Origin of the sequence: Nostoc sp., from assembly GCF_036917555.1 — a bacterium.
Taxonomy (GTDB): Bacteria; Cyanobacteriota; Cyanobacteriia; order Cyanobacteriales; family Nostocaceae; genus Nostoc.
This window is the reverse complement of record NZ_JBALDD010000049.1, coordinates 1-22,960: the sequence shown is the minus strand read 5'-3', so window position 1 is coordinate 22,960 and position 22,960 is coordinate 1. Positions and strand designations below refer to the sequence as shown.

Here is a 22,960-nt window from a genome sequence, read left to right as displayed (position 1 = left end):
CTTTGGCTTTCCACCTGAAGCAGTTCTCGTGTTGAGGAAAAATATCGAGTAGTTTTTCGTCTGTAAACCCTTCAAATATCTAGGGATTACGGTATAAATTTACTCAGTCAGATAAACAATACCTCTAGTACAGCACAGCAGAAATCCAGCTACCATCTCAATTAACTAGACAAATTGTTCAAGCAACTTGTTAAAGGTAGGCAAGCTTCTGCCACAGTGTACTAGCCTAAAAGTCGTATGACTATTGATTGTTATTAGTAACTATTTAGGAATTATCCATTAAGCATCTATCTTTTAAGATTGATAATTTCTACAACCAAAGATATATGTTTTTTTAGTTCTATTTGTATTAAAAACCAAACGTAGCATTAAAAATGTATTTAGTGCTACATTTGTCAGATGAAGGAATCTCAAGGATGATTTATAAATAAAGAATCAGACTTTTAAAAAAGCTGCTATTGAGCAGTAAAATCCTTTTTTCGGATAAATTTTGAAAATTTATGCTAATCTCAACCGTTTTCTCACATCGTCAATTATTCTCAATGGTCTTCAAAGCCTTATTCCAACACAAAATCAGCTTTTTTCCCTAATTATCGACCTTTTGCTCTAGCCAAGCACAAACCAACTTTGAGTGATTTGCTGTAATTTTGTTTATAAGCAAAAGTGAGTACACCAATTTCTACCGATTAGGTGATGCCAAAATCAAGCAATATATGAAAAATATCGTGGGTGACTAAATATTGCTGTTAATCCACATCTGGTAAAATTAAGTATGCATTATCCAGAACCCTTGTAGAGACCTAGCATTGCTACGTATCTACATTCTTTTTCACTTCTATGAATGGTTTGATTTAGTTGATTTGCTTGGGGATGATTGGTATAGTCTCATCCCAGATTTTTCATAACTGAGATATGCCTTTTGTTAGAAGGATAATTATTTTTTTATAGTTAATCTTTATTTGTACTCCAAAAAACAAGCTAATTGGCATGATAAATTTGATTTATAAGACTATTAGTCAGATCAGTTCCCTGCTTAAAGGACTTCAAATAAAAGGTTTTTTGGCTGTTGTCATAGTAGGTTTTCTAGTGCTGACGACGAATGTTAGTGATGGGCAAAATGACAAAGGCTTAAAAGAGAGAGTTCGTGAACAGGTAGAGCAGAATGATGCTCAAAGACCGAAAACAGTAGGGCAGTGGTTTAAAGATGCTCGTGAAACGGAAGGTTCTCCTGGCGAACGACTTCAGAAGATTGGACAACAGTCAGGAGAAGCCCTTAAAGAATTTGGATCTGGGTATGTAGAGGGCGCTAAAGAAACTGCTAGTGATGTAGGGGACAGTGCAGCACAGACAGGCAAAAAAATCCTTAACTAAGTTTGACGCTGAATGCGTTACAATCTTGACTTGGCAGTAAGTAATAATAACTTTTCGCCAATAAATGAGTGATATTAGGAAAGCTAGTGTCTAACCAACGAACTCTTCTAATATTTGGGTAACGCTCTCACCCTTGCTGATAATAGATTGTAGCGTTTCTCAGTTGCATTAAATATTGGTCTTTAGTAGGGGCGTACAGGTAGCTGTACGCCCCTACTGCGTGTTATAATACTGCATCCGTTTGATTACTATTAAACTCGAAGAACCCCAAAGACCAAAACTATGCTTTGTCTCCCTTGGCTTTGGTAAAGAATTAAGGGGAGTAAGTGCGGTATTCTCTTTTAGCACTAGCATCACAGCCCGTCGTATAAATCGCCTAGACCTTGTTGGATGCGTCTGCACTGCAAAATTCCGATTAATAGCAGATAAAAATATCTTTCAGTAATACTGAGTAAATTGGTAGAAATAAAGTCAACTATTAAGGCTTGTCATTTGTTCTTTACAAGTAGTCAAAGATACTTTATGCAGAAACGTCGGCGTCTTTCCGTAGGGGAGAAAAAATGACAATCAATATAGTTATGTTTGTTTATACGCACTCATCTAACTCTCAAAAATAATCTAAGTATATTTTTTTACCAATCTAAGAGTACTTCTAGAACGGGTAAGTAACTGTTAAATAACCATTCAAAAACATGAAACAATGAGGAAATAGCTAAGACAGTAAATAAAGAAAGGAGATTAATAATTAGTAATATGAAGCAATCTAAGAGCACGCGAAGGCGGGGACTTGTCCTAACGATCGCTGGGCTGAAGCGTTTACAAGGGGCGATTCTGGCTATGGAAAAGGTAGAAAACAATGGACATCGCTTCACTCTAGAAGATTTAGGCGATCGCATGAAAGTATCTACCAAAACTCTGAACCGATTATGGTCGTTGAATACAGGCGTGGATCAAAAAACCTTGAAATTGTGCTTTAGCGCCTTTAACCTAGAATTATGCAGGGAAGACTATGGAATCTTGAGTGAACCGAATCATACTGAAGGTTCTCAAACTCTCTCAATGAGTTTAGACACAGGAGAAAGAAAATTATTTCCGTCTTTATCCTTAGATTCCCTTGCGACTCAACACCATAACCAACTCGAAAATCTTTGGTCATACCCAGATGGCCCAGTACCTGTAGATTCCCCCTTCTATGTTGATCGTCCCCCCATCGAGGAACTAGTTTATCGAGAAGTAATTCAACCAGGCTGTGTGATCCGGATTAGAGCAGCAAGAGAAATGGGAAAAAGTTCTCTTATGCTGCGGCTATTAGCCTTTGCCAAGATGCAAAGTTATGGCTCAGTGAACGTGAATTGCAACCAAATCGATTCAAGCTGTCTGACAGATTTAAACAAGCTTTTGCGTTCTCTTTGCTGGCAAATTGCAACAGAATTAGACATTGACCCCAAGCTAGATGACAACTGGGATGAGGAAATAGGTTGTAAGTTAAGTTGCAGTTTATATTTGCAATCTTATTTGCTCAAGCAGTGCAAAAGTCCAGTAGTTTTAGTGTTAAATGAGGTTGACCGCTTTTTTGAATATCCAGAAATTGCTCCAGAGTTCTTTGGTTTGTTGCGCTCTTGGTATGAAGAAGCACGACAAGATCAAAACTTGCAGAAACTAAGGCTAGTGGTAGTTTACTCCACAGAAGTATATGTATCACTGGATATCAACCGTTCTCCATTTAATATTGGACTACCGATCCATCTGCCAGAATTTACTGAGTCTCAAGTACAATACTTAGTCCAACGGCATGGTTTAGATTGGACTTCTAATAACGAAGTTAACCAACTGATGTCTCTCGTGGGGGGACATCCAGCACTGATTCGGATTGCTCTATATTATCTATGCTGTCAAGGAATGACCTTAGAAGAACTGATACAAGATGCGATCGCTAACGGCGGTATCTATCGCTATCATTTATGGCGGCACTGGGCAATCTTACAAGAAAATCCTAGTTTAGTAAAGACATATATTGAAGTTGTAGGCACAAAGCAAAGCATTTCTCTCAATCCCATTGATGCTCATAAGCTCGAAAGCTTGGGTTTGATCGCTTATGAAAGCGATCGCATCCTACCGCGTTGTGAACTCTACCGTTCTTACTTTAAAAAACAACTAGGTGTTGCTGAATTTGAATATAAATCATTGCAAAAACGTGCCTGAGAAAAAACTATCACAGACTCTTTTTCTGACGCTCACCGTAACGGCTCCCTTTAATCCCCTATTTGGCGACCCTCTAGGGATTAGAAACAAGGTTTCCAACGAAAAACAATTAATTGTTTGACCAATAAAGTTGATAATCCTTAATATAAAATTTTCCATTATTGGAAGACATTTTGAAAAACAAGTAATAATCTTCTGGCTCCCAAATACTAAATTTTTGCTCTTGTTCTTGAAAACTAGCTAGCTGTCGAACCACTATTAGGGATAGTCATGCTAGCAGTTAGTGTTCCATTTTGTGTTCTCATTAGAAAAATTTCTCGCAGGCAGAAACCCTGTAGTTCAGCAGAATAACGAATTTTGAAACGGATTCTTTCACCATTGCGTAGGGTCTTTTGAATAGAAAAATTTTCGGTTTTAATGGGATTGCCAGACAGATAAATACCTTGACCTTGTGTTATTATATAATTTTTCCTTTAGGTGAATAAGTTCATAATTTTTCTCCTCAAAAAGAATAGAATTGATTGAGATAATTGCATTGTTGGCAAATAAATGTTTTAACTGTGCGTTCTTTCTGTGCTTCTGAATGTCATGTTTGTATTTTCTCGCTATCTTCAAAAAAATGCAATGACAGTTAAGACAGTTAAAAAGATAATTAAAAACTGAATTTTTAAGAGCGATCGCAACCTACAAAAATAGACATTAACAATTCGTCATTTGTAATTACTAATAATGTTTGCAAACTCCCTACCCCTGCGTTTGCACAACGTCTTGTAGAGAAGACAGTAAACCTCTTGCATAAATACAAAAAAGAACCTCAAATAGCCAAAGCTACGCTTTGTCTCCCTCCCCTTAACAAGCTACAGTATATATACAAGTTGAAAAAAGATTGATTTTCCATTGTTGTCTTGCCCATACACAACACGGGAATGGTTTATTAGAGGCTGCTACCTCCTGGTATGACTGGAGGCAGTAGGCCCAGCCCACCCACAAAAGGGTTACAAGGCTCTGCATTGTAACGAGATTTAATCCACAGTTGGTTGCTTCTGTCAATGCGTAATATCATGTCCGCATAATTAGTTATGATTCCCACAGCCATTGCACCCCACCCCAAAGCACGGGGAGGGGATTAAGGGATGGGGTTCTTCGGGTTTAATAAGTAATCAAGCGGACATGATATAAGTTCTAAATTTAGCCCTTTCAAAGATTAACAAGTAGTGCTTTTTTATCCACTATTACAATCAAGTTAACATCTATCCAGGGAAATACCTTTTAATAATCATTCAATTTGGCAATAAATTTATAATTGCTAACTCTTTCATTTGGCACTTGTCAGGCATTATTTTGGCTTTGAATGATCTTCTTTATGATTTTAAGACATCTGTCTTCAGTAGGGTAAAAATCAAAATGTACATTTGATAACATTACTTAAGAATAAATAAGTAATTGCAATTGAAGTTAATCATGACATCTACACAAACCAACGATCCAACTATTCGCGAACATGTTCAAGCTTGGCAAAATTTAAATGTAGATCAACAACTTGCTTTGTTTTGGTTTATCTATAAAGAAATGGGGAGTTCAATTACTCCAGCCGCTCCTGGAGCCAGTACTGTTTCTCCAGAAATAGCTGAAGGTTTATTTAATCAAGTTAAGGAATTATCTCACGAACAACAATTACAAGTTCAGCGTGATTTGATTAATAAAGTGGATACCCAACTTTCTCGTCAATATGGCTCTTTGGGTGATACTACAAAACTCCTATTTTGGTATCGATTATCTCAAGGGATGGATAATGGCACTATCATTCCTATACCTGCTGATTATGAACTTCCTTCCGAAGCTAAACCATTGTTTGGCAAAATTCAACTCTTAGAGTTTGAACAGCAGATTACTCTTTTCCGTGATTATGTTTCGCCACTGGGTGCTGAAGCATCAGCTGTTGGAATTTAGCACTTTTGAATTTTTTAGGATGTTGAAGGTATCTATTAAGTTATTTATACCTTTCTCTTAAAACTTTCTAGATTCGCCAGTCGCTTAATATAAAGCTAAATTTTGATGGCTGGCGTATTTAGTAATTTTTATTTCATTATTTTGAAATGTTTATGACTTCTATAAACATCAAATTTATAGAACAAAGTGTATCAAAATTGGTGAATTTGGATATAGACACTTGCTTGATAGTTATAGCGTTACTATATATTGAAACTATTTCATGCAATTCCAGCGATCGCTGCAATAATTAGCTTGGAAGATTGAGGTGTGGATAAGTTAAAGTTGATTCTAGTACGCTAGCAGAATTAACATCTAAAAACAACGTCGCTTGGGGTTGTTGACGGAGAATAGAAGCCGGACAGTCTGTACCGATATAACTTTGCAGCATTTCTTTTACAACATTCGCTTTACGTTTTTCTGGAGCAAGACAGATAATTTTTTTAGCTGAACAAATTGTTGGAATGGTGACAGTAAAAGCATACTGTGGGACAGTTTCTAAATTCGGAAAGTGACCTGTACTTACTTGTTGCTGACGGTTAAGAGTATCCAGTTTTACCAGTTTCACGCTGTAAGGATCTTGAAAATTTGCTACAGCTGGATCGTTAAAAGCTAAATGTCCATTTTCGCCAATACCAAGACAGCATAAGTCAATCGGTTGTGCTTGCAATAATTTAGTGTAACGATCGCACTCTGCTACTGGTTGTAATGTATCACCTTCTATATAGTGAAATTTCTTAGGATTAACCCGTTTCTCTACACGTTCTCGCATATAACGCTGAAAACTAGCAGAATGGTCAGCAGTAATTCCCAAATATTCATCTAGATGGAACAGGATAATCTGTGACCAATCTATACCACCCAATGCAATCAAAGCATCAAGAAATTTGAGTTGGGAGTTACCTGTGGCTAACAATACAGCAGCTGTATCCTGTTGCTTGAGAACTTGCTGTAAATACTTTTGCACGATTTTGGCAACATCCTCAGCCATTTGGACTTCAGAGTTGTAAATCTGCACTAGTAAATCATCAACGCGAAAAAAGTTTGTGGCGGCTACCATTTGCTTATGAAGAAGGTTATCAATTATACGGCAGTTTGCCCTGAGGTTTTACCTGTCTGCTTTTATATGCCCTATCCAGTATATATTTTAGGATTTAGCAGATTAATTTCTGACTCTTGAAATTTTTTTCTCCAGTCCCCAATCCCCGTATTAACGAAGCAACAATCACTAAAGACAAAAAACAATGTAAACTATTTAAATTAAGTTAACAATTATTTACATTGTACCCAAAAATCATGCTAGCTGCAATTCTCTTTGACCTAGACGGGACTATTGTCAACACTGACCCTATACACTACCAAGCTTGGCAGGAAATGCTGTTAAATTACAGCATAGAAATAGATGAAACATTTTATAAATCCCAAATTAGTGGAAGGCTAAATCCAGAAATTGTTAAAGACATTCTGCCACAATTATCAGCACTAGAAGGGCAAAGATTTGCAGACGAAAAAGAGACGCTTTTCCGCAAACTCGCCCCACATCTCAAACCGCTAAGTGGATTTTCTGAACTACTAGCATGGACAGATGCACATCAATTAAAACGTGCATTAGTAACTAATGCCCCTAGATTAAATGCAGAATTTATGCTAGAAGTTTTAGGGATCAAAGAAGCTTTCCATACAGTTGTTTTAGGGGATGATTGTATTGCAGGTAAACCCGACCCTGCACCCTACCAAGTTGCCCTGAATAAATTGGGGATTACAGCAGAAGAAGCGATCGCTTTAGAAGACTCTCCCTCCGGTATTCGTTCAGCAGTGGGCGCAGATATCCGCACCATTGGCATCGCCTCCACGTACGATCCGCAAATTTTGCAGTCAGTCGGCGCATTTATGGCAATTCCAGACTTTACTGATTTGCAGTTGTGGACATTGCTGAACTCACTCATCGAGCCAGATTTCAGTGCGATCGCTTCTATTTTTTGAGGACATTGGGCACAAGAAGCAGAGGCACAGAGGGAAAAAACTTACTGCTCCCCTACTCCTCATCCCTCATCCCCAAAAACTCCACTCTTTAACCGAGCCATATCACGCAACGGTGGTGCGCCGAACAACCGACTGTATTCACGGCTGAACTGTGAGGGGCTTTCATAACCCACGTAATGACTAGCTGTTGCCGCATCCATACCTTGCCCCAGCATCAGGCGACGGGCTTGTTGAAGCCTAAGTTGTTTTTGATATTGCAAAGGACTCATGGTGGTGACTGACTTAAAGTGATGATGAAGGGACGAGGGACTCATGCACGCTTCACGAGCGATCATATCGATCCGAAATGGTTTTTCGTAGTTCCATTTAAGCCAGTTGATCGCTCTGCTAATTGCTTGGAGTTGTTTATCGACTAAAGCAATCTGTCGCAATCTAGCACTGTGTTCGCCTGATAACAAACGGTAGAGAATTTCTCGGACAATCAAAGGTGCGAGGATGGCAATATCTTGGGGCGTTTCCAACAACTGTACAAGTCGGATTGCGGCATCAAGCAGTTGGGGGCTAACTGGATTAATAGACAAGCCTGGTTTTAGTGGCTGATTAGCGGGAGCTTTTAATTTTGCCTCCATCATCAGTGTGCTGAGTTCTCCCATATCTAAATCGAGCCGAAGGCACAGATACGGAACACTTGGCGTCGCTTCAATCACTTGACCGACGACAGGCAGATCGATGGACATCACCAAATATTGGTCTTGACCATAAACATACAGATTGTCTGCCAACATTACCTGTTTCTTGCCCTGAGCGACAATGCATAGGGAAGGCTCATGCAGGGCATGAAGAGGCGCAGTTGGTTGTGAGGAGCGGATCAGGAATAACCGCTCGATCGCTGTAGGATGGACACCATTTCCATTACTGTTCTGTGCAATCAGAGCGGCTAGCTCGGACTGCTGCTTTCTAACAGTCTGTTCCATAATATCGTTTGAAATCCTTTATGAAACTAACACTCAGGGCAGCCGCAATCTATTCAGCCGCTTAGGTCAGCCTATCTTTTTATGATAAATAATGAAGAAAATGCAGGATTAGGCAAGAATTTCGCAGGTTCAGATTACCGCCCCAAGCTTTGACTCTCTTAGATTAAGAGTGTACTAGAGAGTACAACAACTTGGAGATACGGTTTTATGACTACCAGCGAAAACACTAGCAAAGAACAGAAAGTAGTACTGATTACGGGCGCAAGTAGTGGTATCGGTGAGGCAACAGCACGTCTACTCGCTCGTAAGGGCATCCACGTCATCTTGGGTGCACGACGCACGGAACGGCTAGAAACCCTCGTGGCTACAATCCGCGCTGAGGGAGGCTCGGCGGAGTATCAGACCCTTGATGTTACTCATCGCGCCGATTTCCAAGCCTTTATAGAATTTGCTCAGAGCAAATTTGGCCGCATTGATGTCATCGTCAACAATGCAGGCGTTATGCCGCTCTCGAAACTAGAAGCGCTGAAGGTTGATGAATGGGACTGGATGATTGACGTGAACATCCGTGGCGTACTCAATGGCATCGCTGCTGGGCTACCACTGATGAAACGCCAGGGATTTGGCCAGTTCGTCAACTTGTCCTCCATCGGCGGACACGCAGTGTGGCCAACCTGCGCCGTTTACTCAGCCACAAAGTTCGCTGTGTTGGCAATTTCGGAGGGGCTGCGTCAGGAAAATACTGACATTCGCGTTACAGTTATTTCGCCGGGTGTAACGGAGTCAGAACTAGCCGATAGCATTACTGACGCCGAAGCTGGCAAAGGTATGCAGGAATTCCGCAAGATTGCGCTTCCGGCTGAAGCGATCGCCAGAGCGATCGCCTTTGCAATCGAGCAACCGGATGACGTTGATGTGAATGAGATTATCGTGCGCCCCACAGCCAGCGTATAGTTACGCAAAAATGCGGAGAATTTTCAACCTCACCTCGCAGTAAAACAACTCAGAAGCGCTATATGACTACCCAAAATCAAATTCAACCTCGCCAACTTGGTTCTACAGGTCTAACTGTTTTCCCCCCTAGCTCTCGGATATATGGGTATGTCTGGCGTGTACGGTGCAGCAGACGAAAACGAAAGCATTGCAACTATCCAAGCAGCTCTCGACCACGGGATTACATTATTGAATACTGGTGATTTTTATGCCAGCGGACACAATGAAATGTTAATTGGTCGGGCAATCAAGGCTCGTCGAGACAAAGCACTGGTTTCGGTGAAATTCGGCGCTTTACGTACTCCCGATGGCAGATGGATTGGTATAGATACCCGTCCCGCTTCAGTGAAAAATTTTGTCGCTTATAGCCTTACCCGATTGGGAGTAGACCACATTGACATTTACCGCCCGGCTCGATTAGACCCGCAAGTTCTCATTGAAGACACCATCGGCGCGATCGCCGAGTTAGTCACGGCTGGCTACGTCCGATATATCGGGTTATCAGAGGTGGGAGCGGACACTATCCGCCGCGCCCACGCCATTCACCCCATCTGTAACCTACAAATCGAGTACTCCTTGCAATACCTTTGCCAATTTACGACGCTGGAACGGTACAAGAAACATTGTGAATACGACTGAGAGAAGAAAGCTTGGCAAAAATCTGGGCTAATAAAATAGGCTCAGGTTTTGGTGAAAGCATTTTTAACATTTCACAAACATACCGAAACCCACGATAGTAAGCTTTCAAGTCAACAATGCCAGAGCCAGGATTACAGAGACGAAACCAGGGCGAACGCATCTAAATATTGACAAAGTGGTAAGAAAAAATGGTCATAGTAGTACATGTGAACTAAATAAAGGTGTTAGGGGCGATCGCAGCACTCTCAGAGGAGTTAAAAACAGGAAAAGGCTTTAGTAGCTATGGTGCAAGAACCTTGATGACGAACTGGTGTAAATGGTCGTGTTGCCTTTTTGGCTGCTTCTTCTAAGTTATATTCGTAAGTAAGACCGCGATAGTAAAGTTTCATTTTTTGCTCCTAATCTATTTATTTTTACAGGTAAGGACATACCGATTTGGTGTTTGCTTAATTGGTGCAGGTTTCATTCTGGGTTTAACTGTGGGATAGCAAGAGACTAGCAACAGCTTTGAAGTTAACTTGAGATGCAGCAATTCATAAAGCAGAAATGCCGATAAGTAAACTAATACTTGCTATCCAAGTTGTTGATAATTTCATCCGAATTTCTCCTGACAATTTAAATGTTTTGAGTTTCACCCAATTTTCTGTTCATTCTGTTGGGAAATTATTTCCTGACATTTGATGTAGAAAAAGCTTTTTCCATAGTTGTTACCCCGCTAGATATGTTTGTTCAAGTAAATCTAGACGATCGCCAATTATTATCGAGGTGGAAAAATTCTGGTGTTAGACCGAGCGAAGTTAGATGCGATCGCTCAAGGTGAATATGATATTTAGCGATCGCTTCAAAAATCCTATGGGGAGTTTTGCAGGTTTGGCGTACTTGTGAGTGAGATATCTCAACGCAACGATTTTTACGAAAGTCGGCAAGTCGCGTTTAAGAGTATCTGATAAAGCCATTCATTTAAGCTTTAAGATTGCTCCAACGATGATAACGTCGGTTTTACTCATTGTCTCCATAGTTTCAACCTGTTTTGAAGGTCAGTATCCATCGGCCGAACATGGTAACAATGAGCGCTGATACCAGGTTTTCGCGTTGCTGTTTTTGTATTTTCTTTGTATTGAAGCAACGCTGGTTTTAGTTTTGAATCTTAGGAAACCAGCGTTTTGCCGCTAATTAACTCGAGTAATTTTCGCCGAGTAAAGATGCCATTTACGCTGCTCTGGAGTTGAGCCAGGAACATTATTGACTCGTCGCAGCACATAGCTGCCACGAAATCGCTGCGGAGTTCCATTGCTGGTAACAGTAGTAATAGTAACCGGAATCTGAATGTAGATTGAGCCTGCCCCTGGGTCTAGTCTACCAGGTTTTCCAACCTCTACAGCAACGGATGTGGTGTTGGCAAAACCTTGCTTGAACTGGTCAAACGACTGCTTGCTAGCAGCGCCATTTCCCTCCCAAGCCGAGTAAGCTTGTTTATAGTCTTGACGGGCGATCGCACTATAATAGTCACGAATCACTTGGATTGCTTGCTGCCCCGGCTCGGCACTAGCAGGGCTTTGTGTGGTAGAAGCTGGTGACGGTGTGGGAGTGGAGGCGATAAAATTTGCAACTGCTAAGGTATTCGCAGGTGGCTGCGATTTAACAGAGTCATTACAGCCTATAAAGGCGATCGCCAGTAGCATTCCGCCAACAGTTATACGGTGCTGTTTTAACCAGATATATAAATAAAAGTAAATCTTTGACAAAGATACCTCCTTGGGATTCCACATACTGAAAATGTAATCAATACAATCATTGACAATTTTACATGAGTATGCAGATATCATCTTGAGTTTTAGCCCAAAAAGCTAAAAATATATCTGGCTAAAGGTTTCAGCATCCTTGCAGTTAGTTTGGTTTCACTCATTGCTGAGGATTGATATTTATAGTTGGCTACATCGGCGGCAGTTAGGCGCTGAATCCTCCATCAATCATTAGGTTTGCACCAGTAATGTAAGCTGCCTCAGGTCCAGCCAGATAAGCGACCATCCCTGCAACCTCCTCAACAGTACCGTAGCGGGATACCGCTAGCTGCTTTTTGAGTATTTCAGCAAACTCACCCTCTGGGGGATTCATATCGGTAGCGATCGGCCCGGGCTGCACGTTGTTAATCGTAATTCCGCGCGGGCCGAGGTCACGCGCCAATCCTTGTGCAAGACCTTGCAAAGCAGATTTGCTCATGGCATAAACAGAACCGCCGGCAAATGGTATACGTTCGGCGCTGGTGCTGCCAATGTTGATGATGCGTCCGCCTTCTTGCATATACTTGACTGCAGCTTGGGTCGCCACAAATACGGCACGCACGTTAATAGCAAAGGTGCGATCAAAGTCTGCAAGTGTGAAATCATCGATAGGAGCCATCTGCGCTACACCCGCATTATTCACAAGGATATCAATGCCACCCAATTTCTCTACTGTCTGTTCAACAGCAGCCACCACCTCACTAGCTTCAGCGCTGTCAGCTTGGATGGGCAAAGCCTGAACGCCGAGGGCCTGCACTGCTTCAGCGATTTCCTTGGCGTGATCGGGCGATCTGGTATAGGTGAAAGCGACATCAGCACCTTCAGTTGCCAAACGCTTAACGATCGCAGCCCCGATACCGCGACTTCCTCCGGTGACGAGTGCGCGTTTATTTTTGAGTGTGTAGTTCATATTCAACACCGTTGATTAGAAATTGGATAATTTGCTGTATGTCTAATGGGTAAAAGCTGCAAATTCTGTTGCAACAACCTAATCTACTCGTCGTGAAAGTCACAATTGATCTGAATATATTTTTGCATTGCTGTTCCTTTCGTAGTTGACTACTCTAGGAATGTTAACCTGTAAAATGTTACCCAATAGTACCCCAGGGCGAACGCATCTAAATATTGACAAAGTGGTAAGAAAAAATGGTCATAGTAGTACATGTGAACTAAATAAAGGCGTTAGGGGCGATCGCGGACTGAGTGGAGGAAAGAAATTAGACTTAGACGGTAAAGTGATTGTCAAAGTAGAATCAAGCCCGAAAAAAGCGTGAAGCTTAAGCCCAAAATCACGATTACTGACCACTTTGCACAGATGTCTGATCCACGAGTAGATCGTACAAAACTGCACAAGTTAATTGACATTATCACTATTGCTATCTGTGCAGTAATATGTGGAGCAGATAGTTGGGTAGCGATTGAATTATATGGTTGTACAAAATATGAGTGGTTAAAAACGTTTTTAAAGCTACCAAATGGGATACCATCTCCTGACGGAGATGCTACGCGAACACACGATACATTTTCAAAAATGTTTAAGTCCCGTTAACAGAGAACAGGCTTGAAAGTTTCTTGGTGTTTGTGTTTTCTCATTAGTTCATGTCCTAACCTACCTGGCAACTGCTATAAGTCAAATTTCCGCTAAATACTGATGAATAAACTGCACTGCCATTGCTCCTTCGCCCACCGCAGAGGCAACTCGTTTGACGGAACCAAGCCGCACATCTCCTGCTGCAAAAATCCCCGGACGGCTGGTTTCCAGGAGAAATGGCTGCCGCCCAGCAGACCACTCGGTGGAGTCAGCCACAGCCAATCCGGTCTTAATGAAGCCTTTGTCGTCGGTTTCGATCGCTTGGGGCAGCCAGTCAGTTCTCAGAACCGCTCCAATAAAAGTGAAAACGGCATTAACATCAAGCGATCGCCTCTCACCTGTTTTGTGGTTGCTCACCTCGATGGAACGGAGGCAGTCATCCCCTGCGATCTGGCTAATTTCGGTGTTACACAGTAATTCAATGTTGTCCATCTGCTCGATACGACAGCAAGAGCGAACAAAACAGAAAACAGGACAGCCGGGTAAATTAAGCTTAGAAGACCAATTGTTGATGACATTGGAATACTGGAGCGGAGCCGGAGACGCTCCGCCTCTGGAGAGTACCGTACCTACTTTCATATAGGTCAATAAGCAGGGAGTAAATGAGTCTACGGCGTGAGCGTATTATCCGAAAAATAGAAGATACACTGACCTATTTCCAGGGCTTTCACGCTTCCAGGTAAGAAAAGACTCACTACATCTAATAATCAGTTAGAGGTCGTGGTAGTTGATGTTACAGAAAGTCCGATTGAACGCCCTAAAAAAAACAAAAAAAGTTTTACAGTGTAAAAAGAAACAGCATACACCGGAGGCGGAGCGTCTCCGGCTCCGCTGAAGTCACAAGTAGTGGTAGACCAAGCGAATGGTCAAATCATCTGCACTGCTCATGGCAAAGGTAAAGAGCATGATTTTCGTATATTTAAAAACAGTAAGCTGAGGTTGAGAGAAGACATAGAATGCTTGGGAGATAAAGGTTATCAAGGTATTCAAAAATTATATTCCAATAGTCGCATTCCTAAGAAAAAGCTAACTAGGAGGTAAGTTAACTTCTGAAGATAAAAAGAGTAATCAAGAATTAGCGAAAATTAGAGTTTTAGGTGAGCATGTACATCAGAAGCTGAAGGTATTTAAAATTTTGTCCCTGACTTATAGGAATCGCCCTTAAAAGATTTAGTTTGAGGTTTAATCTGATTGCTGCTCTCTACAATTACGAGCTTCATCTCTCCCAAACTGAATTTGCCTGAGTGACTTTTGCAAGAGGTCTATTGGACATTAGATGTCACATTCGATGAAGATAAGTGCCGAATTCATTCTCTACACAGCCCACAGAATTTTGCTTTACTACGTCGCATTGCGCTCAATGCATTAGAGCGAGAAACATCTTTTCTTCGCAGTATTCGCCAAAAGTCACGGCGAGCCGCTATAAACGATCAGTACATGGTTTCGGTGTTGGCGGCGGCTGTCTCAAACTCGTCCATCATACTATGATCCACCTGTCAATAGGGTTTGAGATGCGCTAACCCTGCTAGGATTGCTCTGTAGATCGTTAGGATACATCTACTTCCTAATCTCTCTGATTTACTTTTTAAGGGTTAATACTTATTTATTGAGATTATTTCTAAAAGTTTTTGAATTTTATCCGTAAATACCACGAAAATAAAATAAAAAAGAGAGCTACTTAAGCAGCTCTCCAGATCATCAGGGTGCATCTACTTACCACAGCATATCATTTTAGATATGAGGGTTGTCACCAGCTTTTATATGAAGATTGTGTGAAGCAAGACCGGGAAAATACTTAGTTGGGGAATTGGGAATTGGGCATGGGGAAGAGGACTTGGGGACAAGGAGAAAGACTTGTTGCAAGTTCTCACCTCTTGTCCCCTTGTCTCTCCTAATTCCCCTGCTCCTCCTGCTTTTTCACCCAACAAAGTAGCTTGACCAACACTCTAGTAGTCTGTCTTATTAAATTTGTAGGGTGAATTAACTTTTAAATTTCTCTTCTTTTTTCTCTTTCTTCCTGTACTTCGCGTACTTCACGGTTTGTTCTTTTACCCCTCAGAATTAATGAGACAGACTATTAGTAGTCTGTCTCATTAAATTTGCTAGGTAATACTAGATCATGATTAAATAAAGATGTCACTGCATCCGTATCCACAAACTGACAGGCGATCGCGTGCATAAGGAAAATGGTGTATGAGGAAGAAGTATCAAATAAATCTCAACGAATCACAGAGACAAGAACTAATCAATTTAGTCAAAAATGGTTCAGCAAAAGCCAGAGAAATTCGTCGCGTACATAGATTATTAATGGCAGCAGATGGCAAGACGGATCAGACAATAGCAGAAACGTTACAGATATCAGTAGCAATTGAGCGCACTCGTAAACAGTTATGTTGTGAAAATTTAGCGGCGACATTAAAAGAGAAAGAGCGTCCAGGAAAGCCACGGAAGTTAACTAATTTTGCCGTGTCTGAAAGAATTGGTCGATATCCACTTTCCAGATGCTCTTGTAATTTCATTGGTAATGGATAACTTAAATACTCATACGATTGGTGCATTGTATGAGGTTTTTCAACCAGCCGAGGCCAGAGGAATTGCCAAAAAATTAGAGATTCACTATACACCGAAACATGCTAACTGGTTAAATATGGTTGAATCAGAATTATCTGTACTTGTCCGCCAATGTTTAAACCGTAGAATTCCGAATCTTGAAACTTTAGAAAAAGAGGTCTCGATTTGGGAGCGCGATCGCAATATTAATCAGGTTTGTGTAAATTGGCGTTTTCGTAGATCAGATGCCAGAGTTAAACTGTCAAAGATTTATCCAACCACGCAAAATTAATGGGACAGACTACTAGGATATTTATTTGTATTTAACCAATGACTGATCCAGCTTCAAAAAGCGGCAATTCTAACTAAAACTCCGATCGTCAGCTTTTGCAAAAATACTGGTGATCCAACGACGATGGTATCTGCTTTTTTTATCAGCAAGGCAAATTGCAAGATATTTGTAGGAGTTCCTTCCTTGTTTACCTTTGCATCGATCGCTAGTCCAAACAGCGATCGCAAAAAATGCTCAAATTCACCCGGCCATCGGACTTCAGGAGTGAAAGTTAGCCAATTATCAGACGCATTGCGGAAACTATGATATAACCCAGCAGGAACTTGCAAGATTTCTCCTGGCTGCAATACTTTAATATTTTCTTTCTTTGCGACTTCCATCTCCAGTGAGCCACTCAAGACCTCAAAGATTTCTGTCTTAGTATCGTGATAGTGTAGCAGGCTACCTTGCGATCCGGGTGGCAGTTCAAACCGGAATTTTACATACTCCCCATTGGTATCATTAATTGAGCGAAGAATCATCATGCGAGCCTGTCACCGGGTTCACAATTGACTAATACAACTCTTGGAGAGGCTGCACAACTCTTAGAGACGCTGCGCGTAGCTTGCTTCCACGTTCGCGGAGTGTACCGTAGGCAAGTGGTACGACAAAGCTCTGTTACCACACCAACGACTACGCTCAGTACAAGTAACCAATGACTAACTATTTACTCAACCCGCTTAACTTCAAATCCCTGTAACCCTTCCGGTTCCTCATACTCAACCACAACATCTTTAACTACAGCAGCAGGTGGCCCAGAGTGACACCAGCGAACCATGTCATCTACAACCTCTCGCGCCCCTTCAAAAACTGCCTCTACTCGATTATCAGGGAGATTCCGCACCCAACCGGTTAATCCCAATTGCCTAGCCGTATCCACAGTGGAATAGCGATAGCCCACTCCTTGGACTCGGCCAGAAATGAATACATGGGCGCGGATAATCTTTGGCAGTGCTGTAGAATTCTGCATAGACTGGTCTAATCTTTACGATTTCCAGTCTACCTAGTTTGTGTATACACAATCTGTTTTTAACTGCAACTAGCGAAATTAATTCCGATCTTTCTTAATACCTACTAGTTTTTGTACATTTCTAGCACTTTTCAAGTAATTGAACTATTCTACTCTCCATTTAAGTCGTAATTTAAATACCTGAAAACTGCTGTAATTTAATTAGTAGTCAGTTATTCCACTTGGAATTTTGAATTGTTTATGTCTAACCTGCCACCACTTAATACAGAAACAATTTGGGCAATTCTTGACAATCAACTTGATGATGCCACAGTCAACCAGTTGCTATGGCATTATTTAGGTTATCGCTATGACTCCTCAATTGCACAATGGGACACTAACCAAGTTGCATCAGAATGGTACAATGAGTACCCACAACCACCAGATTTCATTGAATCTCGCCCTGCAACTGTCAAGCTGACTCGTTCCATTCCTGTTGAAAATAAACAAATGCTAAAAGAAAAACTGGGTTTCAAAGGTTACAAAATTGGAGAATTTGGGCCTCGGCAAACTCGCAGGGCGACAGCAGCGAATTGGTTATTAAGTTATCTGCAACAAGCTAATAACAAACAAGAGTAATTTTGCAGCAGATATTTGGTAAAAAACATCCTATTTTTACCAAATATCTAATGTATTTGAACATTTTAAAACCTGTTGTTTTATTTAATATTTTTTGCAGTTAGATGCAATATTTTAAAAAAGATTAGTTTTATAGACAATCTTTGCAGGATAGTAAATCCGTATTTTAGTTAATAAACAAATACTATAAACAGCCAAAAATCAAAAAAATATGGTTAATTTTTATAAATGATTCATCAATTATTCCTGAAGATAGAAGCACTCACGATCTAATTATTTCTCTAGAGCTATTTTCAAATTTAATTGACCATCAGAGAATATTTCTATCAACCCTTGATATTACAAACACTTCTATGGCAAAGCCAATTGAATTTAATTTATTTGCACCTTATAACAAAGGAGCCGCATTAATTGGTTCTTTTTCTGATTGGCAAGAAATTCCAATGGAAAGAGGTGATGATGGTTATTTCCGCACAAGTGTTGAGTTAGAAGATGGCGTTTATAAATATAAATTTCGCATTCAGTCAAATTCATGGTTTTTTGAACCAGAACAATGGGTTGATGTTACAGATCCTTATGCAACTGATATAGATGAACAAAGTGGAAAAGACGATGGTGTTATCCGGGTCAAAGATGGGAAAAGGATTACTGATACTTATGTTTGGCAACATGATGATAAACCTTTACCTGCTGACCACGAATTAGTAATTTATGAATTACACGTTGGTGACTTTTCTGGTGGCGAGGACGATCCTTATGCACGAGGTAAATACAAACACGTCATTGAAAAGTTAGACTATTTGTGTGAACTAGGAATCAATGCTATTGAGTTGATGCCACTTAAAGAATATCCTGGTGATTATAGCTGGGGTTATAATCCGCGCCACTTTTTTGCAACAGAATCAAGTTATGGTTCTACCGCTGAATTGAAAAAATTGATTGATGAGTGTCATGGCAAAGGCATTCGTGTAATTCTTGACGGAATTTATAACCACTCAGAAGCATCTGCTCCCTTAACACAAATTGACCACGATTATTGGTATCACCACGAACCTCGTGACCCTGATAATAACTGGGGGCCTGAGTTTAATTACGAACATTATGACGAAAAATTAGATATTAAGCCAGCCTGGAAATTTATTGGTGACACAATCCGTTTTTGGATTGGGGAATATCATCTTGATGGTATTCGCTATGATGCAGCGCGGCAAATTGCTAACTACGACTTTATGCACTGGATTGTTCAGGAAGCCAAAAAAACTGCTAGCATGAAGCCTTTTTACAATGTTGCTGAACACATTCCTGAAACTAGCAGCATTACCAATGTAGATGGGCCAATGGATGGTTGCTGGCATGACAGTTTTTATCACTGCATTCTAGAACACATTTGCGGTGATACATTTGATTTAGAGCGTCTCAAAGATGTGATTGACTGCAAGCGCCAAGGCTTCTTAGGTGCCACCAATGTGGTAAATTATCTCACCAACCACGACCATAATCATGTCATGGTTGAACTGGGGAACCGTGAAATTTTTGACGAAGAAGCCTTTCGGCGGGCTAAATTAGGAGTAGCCATCCTAATGACTGCTGTTGGTGTGCCTTTGATTTGGATGGGAGAAGAATTTGGCGAGTATAAACCTAAACAATCTGAATCATCCAAAATCGAATGGACACTGTTAGGGAATGATTTAAATCGTGGTTTATTTGATTCATACAAAGGCTTAACCAACCTGCGTAAAAGTAATCATGCTCTCTACACAGAAAATATCGATTTTATCCACGAAAATCCTGAAGCTAAAGTATTAGCTTATACTCGTTGGAATGATGAAGGTTCTCGTGTAGTCGTAATTGCAAATTTCTCAGAAAACTTCTTAGCTGACTATCATGTTCCTAACTTTCCTAGCGCTGGGACATGGCACGAGTGGATAGGCAATTATGATCTCGAAGCTGGTGACGATGGCATCATAATTGACTTGGGGCCATACGAAGCTAAAGTGCTTGTATGGCAGTAATAATATACACTACCACTCAGTCGGTAGTCCAATAGCAAAGAGAAGGGGGAAAATATTTCCCCTTTTTCAGTTATTATCTTACTCGTCTACAGCTTAATTATAAATTTGTCAAGCAAAAAATCAGCTATTTTAAAATTTCATAGGTTTGTGTTACAATTTTGAGTTGAAGTGCGTCTACAGAATTGCCGAAGCATCCCCATGCACAACAAATTATTTAATAGTAATATCGAGAACGATCGCATTTTATTAACTCCCAATGAAGTCAAGTCAAAATTACCTTTAACACAATTAGCCGAACAAAGAGTTTTAGGATATAGACAGGAAATAGAAGATATCCTGGATTTTCAAGATCGCAGGAAATTTATAGTAGTTGGCCCATGCTCAATCCACGACCCAAAAGCAGCGCTCGAATATTCTGAGAGATTGAAAATATTGGCCGAGCGAGTCAAGGATAACTTGCTACTAATTATGCGAGTATATTTTGAAAAACCAAGAACAACCGTAGGCTGGAAAGGTTTAATTAACGATCCAGATATGGATGATTCTTTCCATGTCGAGAAAGGTTTATTAATTGCACGGGAGCTACTATTAAAAATTACAGAGTTGGGATTACCTGCTGGTACAGAAGCACTAGATCCAATCATACCTCAATACATCAGTGAACTGATTACATGGTCTGCCATTGGCGCCCGCACAACCGAATCACAAACTCACCGCGAAATGGCAAGTGGACTTTCGATGCCTGTAGGTTTTAAAAACGGTACTGACGGCAATATTCAAGTAGCTTTGAATGCCCTACAATCAGCTAGAAACCCGCATAATTTTCTAGGAATTAATCAAAAAGGTCAGGTCAGCGTCTTTCAAACTAAAGGTAATGGCTACGGTCACGTAATTTTAAGGGGTGGTAGTCAACCCAACTTCGATCCAGCAAATGTCAAACTGATAGAAGAGAAATTAAAACAGGCAAATTTACCACCGAGAATTGTTATCGACTGTAGCCACGGCAATACCAATAAAGATTACAAATTACAAGGTGCTGTCTTAGAAAATATTATTCAGCAAATAGTGGATGGTAATACATCAATTGTTGGCATGATGCTGGAATCGCATTTGTATGAAGGTAGTCAACCGATTACTGGTAAACAAGAAGAATTAAAATATGGTGTTTCTGTAACTGACAAATGTATTAACTGGGAAGAAACCGAAAAAATTATTTTGGCTGCTCACGAAAAACTTAAATGAGAAGTCAAAATTCAGAATTCAAAATGTAATCAATGGGGGATTTAGAAGATATTTGTCAAGTCTGAAAGTATACTAAAAACCCTGCTTACATTCTTCTCCCGTTTTGGCTACAGTGTACACACAAATTGAAAAATCTGCTCCAGATTAGCTTTAATTTGGTAGGGTGCGTTATGGACTTTAGTCCTAACGTACCGAAAATCTCTTACGATGCGTTACGCTGAGGCGATAACAGACGCTACAAAACTGGAAAAAACCCCCAAGTGGTCGTGACGAGTTCTATCTATAGCAATCCTATTTGATATCTGAACAGGGTTCATACTGATGCAGCCTAGAAAAATCAAATTCTTGGTGATTGGTAAAGAATTTCAAGTTGGTATAAATGTACCATTAGTTTCTGTTTCATTTAGGATTGCTATATCGAGAGAAGATTCTAATAACGATCGCACTATCGGACTAGTTCTAAATCGGGATTGCCAGTGGATTCCGCTGAGAAGCCTACGGCTGGCCAAAATATTAGAGTGCTGCGTTTGCTTGCGAGTTGTAAGACGTAGGTTTTGCTACTTGGATCGAAGAGTGACCACGAGCCTGTAGATCCTGTCTCGCTGAGGATTTTACCATCTGGCATTAGCTTAATCAGCTTATTGGATTCATTTTCATCAAGTATAGAGCTATGAACACGATAGGTTCCTACTACCTGTGCTTGTTTGGAATCTATTGGGGCAAATTTCACGGCACCAGTGGCCTTTATGTTGTAGCGACCTGCGGCTACAATCAGTCCTGACGAAGGAGGGTCGATACGCAAAATCACCTGACTCGCCTGCTTGACATCAAACGGGATGGTCACTTGTCCGGTCTGTGCTGCATTTGAACCAAAGACAGCTTTTGTTGATTTGACGACTACGTTGTAGTTTTTATTACTACCATTCGTCAGCAAGGTAACTCGGATCTCTCCCCCAGCCCCAGGAAATCCATTCGCGGAAAATTCAACAGTCAATGTTCCCTTACCTGGCCCAAGGGTCACATAGTAGTACTGTGGAATCTGAACTGTGCTGCTGATTACAGCGATGTTATCATCAGGTTGCAGTGGATCTGGGTGTTTAGGATCTGCGGATTGGGCAGTAGCTGCACCTATATATGTAGTAAGTGACAAGAGTGCACTAACTGTTGTTGCTGTTAGGTAATTGCGAACTAGACCTGTTTGTAATTTCTTGGTTTTCATGTTACATTCCTCAATTAATTGTTGTGGTTGCTATTCATTAATCTGGTGATTTGCTTGGCTTTATGTATTTATTAGAGCTGATTCATAAAGACAATCTTAAGGATACTCAACTCATCATTAGGTCTGAGTTTCAGCAAATAACTGCTTTTTTGACTGCAATTACTGAAACGCTTACTCAATTAGTACTTTACTTGAGTTTACAAATTAGATCTTAGGTAGTTTATTATCTAACATTAAAGATATTAATACGAAAAATCCACCCATGATTAAGCAATATTTTAGTATTCCTCTTGTTGCGTGAACTTGATTTGCTTCTTTAAAGTCGTTTATGTTGAGGCGATATGATCCTACCCAACTATATCTATAGGAATCTATTGTCTCGCCGTCATCCTCCCAAAAACGTAAGGATTCAGGTCAAGAGGTATTGACAAATGTGACATCTGAGGCGGAATATCACAATTATGGGAAAAGACCTGCTTGTGAAATTAGAGCGTG

At 40.5% G+C, this 22,960-nt stretch carries 22 protein-coding genes and 4 pseudogenes; 15 read left to right on the top strand and 11 right to left on the bottom strand.

What is annotated here, in order from left to right:
* The first annotated feature begins 987 nt into the window (after nt 1–987).
* The 3 genes from V7K60_RS19075 (at nt 988) to V7K60_RS19065 (ending at nt 5,523) form a co-directional block, all read left to right on the top strand.
* Nucleotides 988–1,371 (top strand): hypothetical protein, encoded by a 384-nt coding sequence (locus V7K60_RS19075; protein ID WP_442944426.1) that lies wholly within the window; start codon nt 988–990, stop codon nt 1,369–1,371.
* Nucleotides 1,372–2,124: 753 nt separating this feature from the next.
* Nucleotides 2,125–3,573 (top strand): AAA-like domain-containing protein, encoded by a 1,449-nt coding sequence (locus tag V7K60_RS19070; protein WP_334927379.1) that lies wholly within the window; start codon nt 2,125–2,127, stop codon nt 3,571–3,573.
* Nucleotides 3,574–5,034: 1,461 nt separating this feature from the next.
* Entirely contained in the window at nt 5,035–5,523 is a 489-nt protein-coding gene (locus V7K60_RS19065) for an orange carotenoid protein N-terminal domain-containing protein (RefSeq protein WP_334927378.1), read from the top strand.
* A gap of 289 nt (nt 5,524–5,812) precedes the next feature.
* On the opposite strand, the gene V7K60_RS19060 is transcribed toward V7K60_RS19065, so the two are convergent.
* Nucleotides 5,813–6,622, bottom strand: coding sequence for a glucosamine-6-phosphate deaminase (locus tag V7K60_RS19060; RefSeq protein ID WP_334927377.1), 810 nt, complete (start codon nt 6,620–6,622; stop codon nt 5,813–5,815).
* A gap of 236 nt (nt 6,623–6,858) precedes the next feature.
* On the opposite strand from V7K60_RS19060, the gene V7K60_RS19055 reads away from it, so the two are divergent.
* A complete protein-coding gene (locus tag V7K60_RS19055; protein ID WP_334927376.1) occupies nt 6,859–7,545 on the top strand; it encodes an HAD family hydrolase in 687 nt (228 codons plus the stop codon).
* A 59-nt stretch (nt 7,546–7,604) separates the two neighbouring features.
* Here the strand turns inward: V7K60_RS19055 and V7K60_RS19050 are convergent, their stop codons facing one another.
* A complete protein-coding gene (locus tag V7K60_RS19050; RefSeq protein ID WP_334927375.1) occupies nt 7,605–8,519 on the bottom strand; it encodes an AraC family transcriptional regulator in 915 nt (304 codons plus the stop codon).
* A gap of 207 nt (nt 8,520–8,726) precedes the next feature.
* Between V7K60_RS19050 and V7K60_RS19045 the strand changes: the two genes are divergently transcribed.
* On the top strand, nt 8,727–9,473 hold the full coding sequence (locus tag V7K60_RS19045) for an SDR family oxidoreductase (RefSeq protein WP_334927374.1): 747 nt from the start codon (nt 8,727–8,729) through the stop codon (nt 9,471–9,473).
* Nucleotides 9,474–9,620: 147 nt separating this feature from the next.
* The gene (locus V7K60_RS19040) at nt 9,621–10,151 is read left to right on the top strand and encodes an aldo/keto reductase (protein ID WP_334927373.1); all 531 of its coding nucleotides are present in this window, start codon (nt 9,621–9,623) and stop codon (nt 10,149–10,151) included.
* Here V7K60_RS19040 and V7K60_RS19035 read toward each other — a convergent pair.
* The 5 genes and pseudogenes from V7K60_RS19035 to V7K60_RS19015 form a co-directional block, all read right to left on the bottom strand.
* Nucleotides 10,108–10,296 (bottom strand): annotated as a pseudogene (locus V7K60_RS19035) (IS4 family transposase); the annotation flags it as partial. The gene V7K60_RS19040 and the pseudogene V7K60_RS19035 overlap by 44 nt on opposite strands.
* 109 nt (nt 10,297–10,405) lie before the next feature.
* Nucleotides 10,406–10,540: a hypothetical protein gene (locus tag V7K60_RS19030; protein ID WP_334927372.1), complete on the bottom strand. Its 135-nt coding sequence runs from the start codon at nt 10,538–10,540 to the stop codon at nt 10,406–10,408.
* 408 nt (nt 10,541–10,948) lie between these two features.
* A complete protein-coding gene (locus V7K60_RS19025; protein ID WP_334927371.1) occupies nt 10,949–11,107 on the bottom strand; it encodes a hypothetical protein in 159 nt (52 codons plus the stop codon).
* A 213-nt stretch (nt 11,108–11,320) separates the two neighbouring features.
* Nucleotides 11,321–11,896, bottom strand: coding sequence for a hypothetical protein (locus tag V7K60_RS19020; protein WP_334927370.1), 576 nt, complete (start codon nt 11,894–11,896; stop codon nt 11,321–11,323).
* 202 nt (nt 11,897–12,098) lie between these two features.
* Nucleotides 12,099–12,842, bottom strand: a complete 744-nt coding sequence (locus V7K60_RS19015) for a 3-oxoacyl-ACP reductase family protein (protein ID WP_334927369.1) — start codon at nt 12,840–12,842, stop codon at nt 12,099–12,101.
* A gap of 175 nt (nt 12,843–13,017) precedes the next feature.
* Between V7K60_RS19015 and V7K60_RS19010 the strand changes: the two genes are divergently transcribed.
* Together V7K60_RS19010 and V7K60_RS19005 are read left to right on the top strand one after the other, a co-directional pair.
* Nucleotides 13,018–13,206, top strand: coding sequence for a hypothetical protein (locus V7K60_RS19010; protein WP_334927368.1), 189 nt, complete (start codon nt 13,018–13,020; stop codon nt 13,204–13,206).
* Nucleotides 13,203–13,469, top strand: a pseudogene (locus V7K60_RS19005) (transposase family protein); the annotation flags it as partial. The gene V7K60_RS19010 and the pseudogene V7K60_RS19005, both read left to right, overlap by 4 nt.
* A 93-nt stretch (nt 13,470–13,562) precedes the next feature.
* Here V7K60_RS19005 and V7K60_RS19000 read toward each other — a convergent pair.
* Nucleotides 13,563–13,955 (bottom strand): NAD(P)/FAD-dependent oxidoreductase, encoded by a 393-nt coding sequence (locus tag V7K60_RS19000; RefSeq protein ID WP_334927367.1) that lies wholly within the window; start codon nt 13,953–13,955, stop codon nt 13,563–13,565.
* Between the two features lie 384 nt (nt 13,956–14,339).
* Between V7K60_RS19000 and V7K60_RS35335 the strand changes: the two are divergent.
* From V7K60_RS35335 to V7K60_RS18985, 4 genes and pseudogenes are all read left to right on the top strand, one after another.
* A pseudogene (locus tag V7K60_RS35335) lies at nt 14,340–14,564 on the top strand (transposase family protein); the annotation flags it as partial.
* Between the two features lie 219 nt (nt 14,565–14,783).
* A pseudogene (locus tag V7K60_RS18995) lies at nt 14,784–15,011 on the top strand (transposase); the annotation flags it as partial.
* A 705-nt stretch (nt 15,012–15,716) separates the two neighbouring features.
* Nucleotides 15,717–16,055, top strand: coding sequence for a hypothetical protein (locus V7K60_RS18990; protein WP_334927366.1), 339 nt, complete (start codon nt 15,717–15,719; stop codon nt 16,053–16,055).
* Nucleotides 16,048–16,365, top strand: a complete 318-nt coding sequence (locus V7K60_RS18985; protein ID WP_334927365.1) for a transposase — start codon at nt 16,048–16,050, stop codon at nt 16,363–16,365. Before V7K60_RS18990 ends, V7K60_RS18985 begins: the two co-directional genes overlap by 8 nt.
* A 53-nt stretch (nt 16,366–16,418) precedes the next feature.
* On the opposite strand, the gene V7K60_RS18980 is transcribed toward V7K60_RS18985, so the two are convergent.
* Both V7K60_RS18980 and V7K60_RS18975 read right to left on the bottom strand, forming a co-directional pair.
* On the bottom strand, nt 16,419–16,889 hold the full coding sequence (locus tag V7K60_RS18980) for a cupin domain-containing protein (RefSeq protein WP_334927364.1): 471 nt from the start codon (nt 16,887–16,889) through the stop codon (nt 16,419–16,421).
* Nucleotides 16,890–17,071: 182 nt separating this feature from the next.
* Nucleotides 17,072–17,374: an acylphosphatase gene (locus V7K60_RS18975; RefSeq protein WP_334927363.1), complete on the bottom strand. Its 303-nt coding sequence runs from the start codon at nt 17,372–17,374 to the stop codon at nt 17,072–17,074.
* Between the two features lie 240 nt (nt 17,375–17,614).
* On the opposite strand from V7K60_RS18975, the gene V7K60_RS18970 reads away from it, so the two are divergent.
* The 3 genes from V7K60_RS18970 (at nt 17,615) to V7K60_RS18960 (ending at nt 21,246) form a co-directional block, all read left to right on the top strand.
* Nucleotides 17,615–17,992, top strand: a complete 378-nt coding sequence (locus V7K60_RS18970) for a DUF1823 family protein (RefSeq protein ID WP_334927362.1) — start codon at nt 17,615–17,617, stop codon at nt 17,990–17,992.
* A 353-nt stretch (nt 17,993–18,345) separates the two neighbouring features.
* On the top strand, nt 18,346–20,004 hold the full coding sequence (locus V7K60_RS18965; RefSeq protein WP_334927361.1) for an alpha-amylase family glycosyl hydrolase: 1,659 nt from the start codon (nt 18,346–18,348) through the stop codon (nt 20,002–20,004).
* A gap of 198 nt (nt 20,005–20,202) precedes the next feature.
* Nucleotides 20,203–21,246: a 3-deoxy-7-phosphoheptulonate synthase gene (locus V7K60_RS18960; protein WP_334927360.1), complete on the top strand. Its 1,044-nt coding sequence runs from the start codon at nt 20,203–20,205 to the stop codon at nt 21,244–21,246.
* Between the two features lie 445 nt (nt 21,247–21,691).
* Here V7K60_RS18960 and V7K60_RS18955 read toward each other — a convergent pair whose 3' ends face one another.
* Complete coding sequence (locus V7K60_RS18955; RefSeq protein WP_334927359.1) at nt 21,692–22,465, bottom strand: hypothetical protein; 774 nt, start codon at nt 22,463–22,465, stop codon at nt 21,692–21,694.
* Between the last annotated feature and the right edge of the window lie 495 nt (nt 22,466–22,960).